This is a genomic window from Streptomyces sp. 8P21H-1 (assembly GCF_013302945.1).
Genome location: NZ_JABTYA010000167.1, coordinates 1 through 6,016 on the forward strand (window position 1 = coordinate 1; position 6,016 = coordinate 6,016).

6 protein-coding genes are annotated in these 6,016 nt (G+C 72.4%); all 6 read left to right on the forward strand.

Annotated features, from left to right (window positions below):
- Positions 1-345 precede the first annotated feature (345 nt).
- The 6 genes from HO151_RS02800 (at position 346) to kynU (ending at position 5,872) form a co-directional block, all read left to right on the forward strand.
- Positions 346-1,149: an aldose 1-epimerase gene (locus tag HO151_RS02800; protein ID WP_173894537.1), complete on the forward strand. Its 804-nt coding sequence runs from the start codon at positions 346-348 to the stop codon at positions 1,147-1,149.
- 10 nt (positions 1,150-1,159) lie between these two features.
- On the forward strand, positions 1,160-1,711 hold the full coding sequence (gene pyrE / locus HO151_RS02805) for an orotate phosphoribosyltransferase (protein WP_173894538.1): 552 nt from the start codon (positions 1,160-1,162) through the stop codon (positions 1,709-1,711).
- Positions 1,712-1,893: 182 nt separating this feature from the next.
- On the forward strand, positions 1,894-2,916 hold the full coding sequence (gene fbaA, locus HO151_RS02810) for a class II fructose-bisphosphate aldolase (RefSeq protein WP_173894539.1): 1,023 nt from the start codon (positions 1,894-1,896) through the stop codon (positions 2,914-2,916).
- 197 nt (positions 2,917-3,113) lie between these two features.
- Complete coding sequence (locus HO151_RS02815; protein ID WP_173894540.1) at positions 3,114-3,527, forward strand: DUF3151 domain-containing protein; 414 nt, start codon at positions 3,114-3,116, stop codon at positions 3,525-3,527.
- 220 nt (positions 3,528-3,747) lie between these two features.
- On the forward strand, positions 3,748-4,605 hold the full coding sequence (locus HO151_RS02820; RefSeq protein WP_173894541.1) for a tryptophan 2,3-dioxygenase family protein: 858 nt from the start codon (positions 3,748-3,750) through the stop codon (positions 4,603-4,605).
- Positions 4,598-5,872, forward strand: a complete 1,275-nt coding sequence (gene kynU, locus HO151_RS02825; protein WP_173894542.1) for a kynureninase — start codon at positions 4,598-4,600, stop codon at positions 5,870-5,872. The genes HO151_RS02820 and kynU overlap by 8 nt, the downstream gene beginning before the upstream one ends.
- Positions 5,873-6,016: the final 144 nt, after the last annotated feature.

Genomic DNA, 6,016 nt, shown 5'->3' on the forward strand with positions numbered 1-6,016 from the left:
CGCGACCCTGGCGGGTCGCAGCCCGAGGGGGTCGCGTCCCGGGTTCGCAGCCCCCGGGGCTGCGCCCTCAGGGACGCGGGGAACTGCGCGCCCGGCCACACTCGGCCAGCACCCGGCGAGCGTGTCTTCAGGGGCGCGGGGAACTGCGCGATCAGCCCTCACCGGCCCGCACCCGGCGGGTGGGTTTTCAGGGGCGCGGGGACCTGCGCGATCAGCCCTCACCGGCCCGCACCCGGCGGACGGACAGGCATTCCAGGGGCCCGGGGCCCGCCCCGCGCGGGGGCGGAAGGGGCGGAACGCCCCTGACGGCCCACATTTCCGGCCGCACCCCGTAATCTCGTCCCCGTGAGTAACGAAGACATCACGCTGACCGCCGCCGACGGCCAAGTGGAAGCGACCGTCCAGCCGGGCAACGGCGGACGCATCGGCGCACTGAAGGTCGACGGCATCGAACTCCTCCGCCAGGGAGACAAGTTCGGCTGCTTCCCGATGGTCCCCTGGTGCGGCCGCACCAGGGACGGCCGCTTCCTGAACGGCGCCACCCCCCACCAACTCCCCCTCAACTCCCCACCGCACGCCATCCACGGCACCGCCCGCGACGCCGCCTGGCGCACCGCCCGCACGGGCGAGGCCGAGGCCGTCATCACGTACGACCTCACCGACCCCTGGCCGTACACCGGCCGCGTCACCCAGGCCGTCACGCTGACCGGCGACTCCCTGACGCTCACCATGTCGGTGGAGACGTACGACGAGTCCTTCCCGGCGCAGATCGGCTGGCACCCCTGGTTCAACCGCAACCTCGGCGGCGAGGGCGCCCAGGACGTGCGCGTCGACTTCACCGCCGCCTGGCAGGAGGAGCGCGGGGACGACCACCTGCCGACGGGCCGCCGCATCGACCCGCGGCCGAGCCCCTGGGACGACTGCTTCGGCATGCCCGACGGCGTCGACGTCACCCTCACCTGGCCGGGGCAGCTGGAGCTGAACGTGGCCAGCCGCGAGCAGTGGGTCGTCGTGTACGACGAGCAGGAGGCCGCCGTGTGCGTCGAACCGCAGACCGGCCCGCCCAACGGGCTCAACACCGCGCCCCGCCTGGTCACCCCCATCGAACCGCTCGAAGCCGCCACCACCTGGACCTGGCGCCGCCTCTAAGCTGACCCCCATGAGCGACGACGCGCGCGGCGAGCTGCTGCAGCAGATCAAGGACAAGGCCGTGGTGCACGGCAGGGTGACCCTCTCCTCCGGTCTGGAGGCCGACTACTACGTCGACCTGCGGCGGATCACGCTGGACGGCGAGGCGGCCCCGCTGGTCGGGCAGGTGCTGCTCGACCTGACGGCGGACCTCGACTTCGACGCGGTCGGCGGCCTCACGATGGGCGCCGACCCGGTCGCCGCGGCGCTGCTGCACGCCGCCGCCGCCCGCGGCCGCCGCCTGGACGCCTTCGTCGTCCGCAAGGAGGCGAAGGCGCACGGCCTGCAGCGCAGGGTCGAGGGCCCGGACATCGCGGGGCGCCGCGTGCTCGTCGTCGAGGACACCTCCACCACCGGCGGTTCCCCGCTCACCGCCGTCGAGGCCGTGCGCGAGGCCGGTGCGGAGGTCGTGGGCGTGGCGACCATCGTCGACCGCGCCACCGGCGCCGCGGAGAAGATCCAGGAGGGCGCCGGCGTCCCGTACCTCTTCGCGTACTCCAAGGACGAGCTGGGCCTCGCCTGAACCCGAAGCCTTCCGGAACCGTTCGGAGCCGTTCGGAGCCGTCCGGAGCCGTCCGAGGCCACGCGGAGCCGTCCGGGACCGGAGCATTCGGGTGCGTCTGGAAAGATGGGGCCGACGATGACGTCGCCCCCTAGGTCAGGGTCACAAGCAGCACGCCACCCGCACATACAAGGAGCGGACAGATGCCCATCGCAACCCCCGAGGTCTACAACGAGATGCTCGACCGGGCGAAGGCAGGCAAGTTCGCCTACCCGGCCATCAACGTGACCTCGACGCAGACCCTGCACGCTGCGCTCCGCGGGTTCGCGGAGGCCGAGAGCGACGGCATCATCCAGATCTCCACCGGCGGTGCGGAGTTCCTGGGCGGTCAGCACAACAAGGACATGGTCACGGGCGCGGTCGCGCTGGCCGAGTTCGCGCACATCGTCGCCACGAAGTACGACGTCACCGTCGCCCTCCACACGGACCACTGCCCCAAGGACAAGCTCGACGGGTACGTCCGTCCGCTGATCGCGGTCTCCGAGGAGCGCGTCAAGGCCGGCCGCAACCCCCTCTTCCAGTCCCACATGTGGGACGGCTCCGCCGAGACCCTCGCCGACAACCTGGCCATCGCCCAGGAACTGCTGGGCCGCGCCGCCGCCGCGAAGATCATCCTTGAGGTGGAGATCACCCCGACCGGCGGCGAGGAGGACGGTGTCTCGCACGAGATCAACGACTCCCTCTACACCACGGTCGACGACGCGATCCGCACGGTCGAGGCCCTGGGCCTGGGCGAGAAGGGCCGCTACCTGCTGGCCGCGTCCTTCGGCAACGTGCACGGCGTCTACAAGCCGGGCAACGTCGTCCTGCGCCCCGAACTCCTGAAGGAGCTGAACGAGGGCGTGGCGGCGAAGTACGGCAAGCCGTCCCCGTTCGACTTCGTCTTCCACGGCGGCTCCGGCTCCTCCGAGGAGGAGATCCGCACGGCCCTGGAGAACGGCGTCGTGAAGATGAACATCGACACGGACACCCAGTACGCGTTCACGCGGCCGGTCGCGGACCACATGTTCCGCAACTACGACGGTGTCCTGAAGGTCGACGGCGAGGTCGGCAACAAGAAGACGTACGACCCCCGCACCTGGGGCAAGCTCGCCGAGGGCTCGATGGCCAAGCGCGTCACCGAGGCCTGCGGCCACCTGCGCTCCACGGGCACGAAGATCAAGTAAGCACCGCAGCCCCTGATGTCGGGGCGGGGCCCGGTCCTCCCCAGGGAGAGCCGGGCCCCGCCGCGTGTCCGCATGCCCGTGCCGTCCGGGACACGGCCGCCCGGAGCGCCCGGCGGCCGGTGATCCCAGGGTGTCTTTTCGGCGAAAGGGGACCCACCCGGCGGCCCCGGCGCGGGGGATAGCGCAAACTGGAACCCATGGCCATTCACGAGAACCTCCTCGGGGGACCGCCCCCGACCCACCTGCCCGACGACCCGGAGCCGCGCGAGCTCCTCGCGAACGGCACGGCACCCGCCGACGTCGCCGCGAAGTACCCGACCTCCTCGCTCGCCTGGGCCCGGCTGGCCGACGAGGCGTACGAGCGCGGCAGCGTCGTCGAGTCGTACGCGTACGCCCGTACCGGCTACCACCGGGGCCTCGACTCCCTGCGGCGCAGCGGCTGGAAGGGGCACGGCCCGGTGCCGTGGGAGCACGAGCCGAACCGCGGTTTCCTGCGCGCCCTGCACGGCCTGGCCCGCGCCGCGCAGGCGATCGGCGAGCAGGAGGAGTACGAGCGCTGCTCGCAGTTCCTGCGGGACTCCTCCGAGACGGCGGCCCGGACCCTGGGCTAGCCCGCGGTCCGTGCCGCGCACGCACGGACGACGCACGGATGACGCACGGACGGCGTGCGGACGACGCACGGACGGCGTGCGGATACGGGTCCGCCTGGTGTGACCAGGCGGACCTTGCGGTTTCGGGGCACGATTGTGGAGTATGCCCATGGGGACCGGGGCCCCCGTGTCGGAATTCGGCAGGGGCGGACCGCTACCCGGAGTGCAGCAGGAGACAGCGATGTCCCAACAGGCTCAGCCCCACGAGGTGCCCGCAACGGCTTCGGAGCCCGAGACCCCGCATCTCGACTTCCACGGCACGACCCCGTACGAGGACTACGTCCAGGCGGACGTCCTGACCCACCTCCAGCACACCCTCTCCGACGACCCCGGAGAGATGGTCTTCCTGGTGACGACCCAGGTCATGGAGTTGTGGTTCACCGTCATCGTGCACGAGTGGGAGACCGCGGCGAAGGCGCTGCGCGAGGACCGGGTGCCGGTCGCGGTGGCGGCCCTGAAGCGGTCCGTACGGGAGCTGGAGGCGCTGAACGCCTCCTGGAAGCCCCTCGGCCAGCTCACCCCGGCCCAGTTCAACTCGTACCGCGGTGCCCTCGGCGAGGGCTCCGGTTTCCAGTCCGCCATGTACCGGCGGATGGAGTTCCTGCTCGGCGACAAGTCCGCGTCCATGCTCGTACCGCACCGCGGCGCGCCCCGCGTCCACGCGGAGCTGGAGAAGGCATTGCAGGAACCGAGCCTGTACGACGAGGTGCTGCGCCTGCTCGCGCGGCGCGGGCACGCCGTGCCGTCGTCGGTCCTCGAACGGGACGTGTCCCGGCGCTACGAGCCGTCGCCCGAGGTGGAGGCCGTGTGGACGGACCTCTACGCCGGCGACGAGAGCGCCGAACTGGCCCGTCTCGGCGAGGCGTTGACGGATGTCGCCGAACTCGTGTGGCGCTGGCGCAACGACCACCTCGTCGCCACCCGCCGCGCGATGGGCGCCAAGACGGGCACCGGCGGCTCGGCGGGCGTGGCCTGGCTGGAGAAGAGGGCCCGCAAGAACGTGTTCCCCGAGCTGTGGACGGCGAGGTCCCATGTCTGAGCCCGGAGTCCACGAGTCGTACGGGAAGAAGGCGGCCGAGCTGGACGCCGCGGACGGGCTGGGCGGGCTGCGCGAGCGGTTCGTCCTGGACGACACGGTCTACCTGGACGGGAACTCGCTCGGTGCCCTGCCGCGCTCGGTGCCCGGACGGGTCGAGGACGTGGTGCGCCGCCAGTGGGGTTCGCTGCGGATCCGCTCCTGGGACGAGAGCGGCTGGTGGACGGCGCCGGAACGGATCGGCGACCGGATCGCGCCGCTGGTGGGCGCGGCGCCGGGCCAGATCGTCGTGGGCGACTCGACCAGCGTCAACGTGTTCAAGGCGGTCGTCGGCGCGGTGAGGCTGGCGAACGGGACGGACGGGACCGAGGGAACGGACGGGACCGAGGGAACGGACGGGGTGAACGGGGTTGGCGGGGCCGGCGGGTGGCGGCGGGACGAGATCCTGGTCGACGCGACGACGTTCCCGACGGACGGCTACATCGCCGCGTCGGCGGCCCGGCTCACGGGCTGCACACTGCGCCCGGTGGCGCCGGACGAGGTGCCGGACGCGCTGGGCGCACGTACGGCGGCGGTCCTGCTGAACCACGTCGACTACCGCACGGGCCGGCTGTACGACCTGCCGTCCCTGACGGCCGCGGTCCGCGCGGCGGGCGCCGTGTCGGTGTGGGACCTCTGCCACAGCGCGGGCGCCCTGCCGGTCGGCCTCGACGCGCACGGCGTGGACCTGGCGGTCGGCTGCACCTACAAGTACCTGAACGGCGGCCCGGGTTCACCGGCGTACCTCTACGTCCGCCGGGACCACCAGCCCCGCTTCGACTCCCCGCTGCCGGGCTGGAACTCCCACGCGGAGCCCTTCGCCATGACCCCGGACCACACCCCGGCCCCCGGCGTGGTCCGCGGCCGCGTCGGCACCCCCGACATCCTCTCGATGCTCGCCCTGGAGGCGGCCCTGGAGGTCTGGGAGGACGTGGAGATCGAGACGGTCCGGACCAAGTCCCTGGCGCTGACGGACTTCTTCCTCGAGTGCGTCGAGGCGTACGTACCCGCCGGCGCGGTGCGGTCGGTGACCCCGGCGGCCCACGCGCAGCGGGGCAGCCAGATCGCCCTGCGGTGCGCGGGGGCGGGCGAGGTGATGCGCCGCCTGATCGCCGCGGGGGTGGTGGGCGACTTCCGGGAACCGGACATCCTCCGGTTCGGCTTCACCCCCCTGTACGTGGGCTTCGCGGACGTGGAGAGGGCGGCACGCGTACTGGGGGAGATGTTCTGACGTTCTGACACCCAGACGTTCCGACGCCCTGGGGTTCTGACGCCCTGACGCCCTGGCGTTCTGGCGTGCACGGTCCTCATCCCCCGGCGGCGAACACCCCGTCCCGCGCGGCGGCGACCGCCGCCGCGGCGGCCCGCTCGGCCG

Bases quoted from the DNA above. Each gene is read 5' to 3' on its own strand.
- pyrE (WP_173894538.1), top strand. From the start codon at position 1,160: ATGAGCGACGACGCGCGCGGCGAGCTGCTGCAGCAGATCAAGGACAAG.
- fbaA (WP_173894539.1), top strand. From the start codon at position 1,894: ATGCCCATCGCAACCCCCGAGGTCTACAACGAGATGCTCGACCGGGCG.
- HO151_RS02815 (WP_173894540.1), top strand. From the start codon at position 3,114: ATGGCCATTCACGAGAACCTCCTCGGGGGACCGCCCCCGACCCACCTG.
- HO151_RS02820 (WP_173894541.1), top strand. From the start codon at position 3,748: ATGTCCCAACAGGCTCAGCCCCACGAGGTGCCCGCAACGGCTTCGGAG.
- kynU (WP_173894542.1), top strand. From the start codon at position 4,598: ATGTCTGAGCCCGGAGTCCACGAGTCGTACGGGAAGAAGGCGGCCGAG.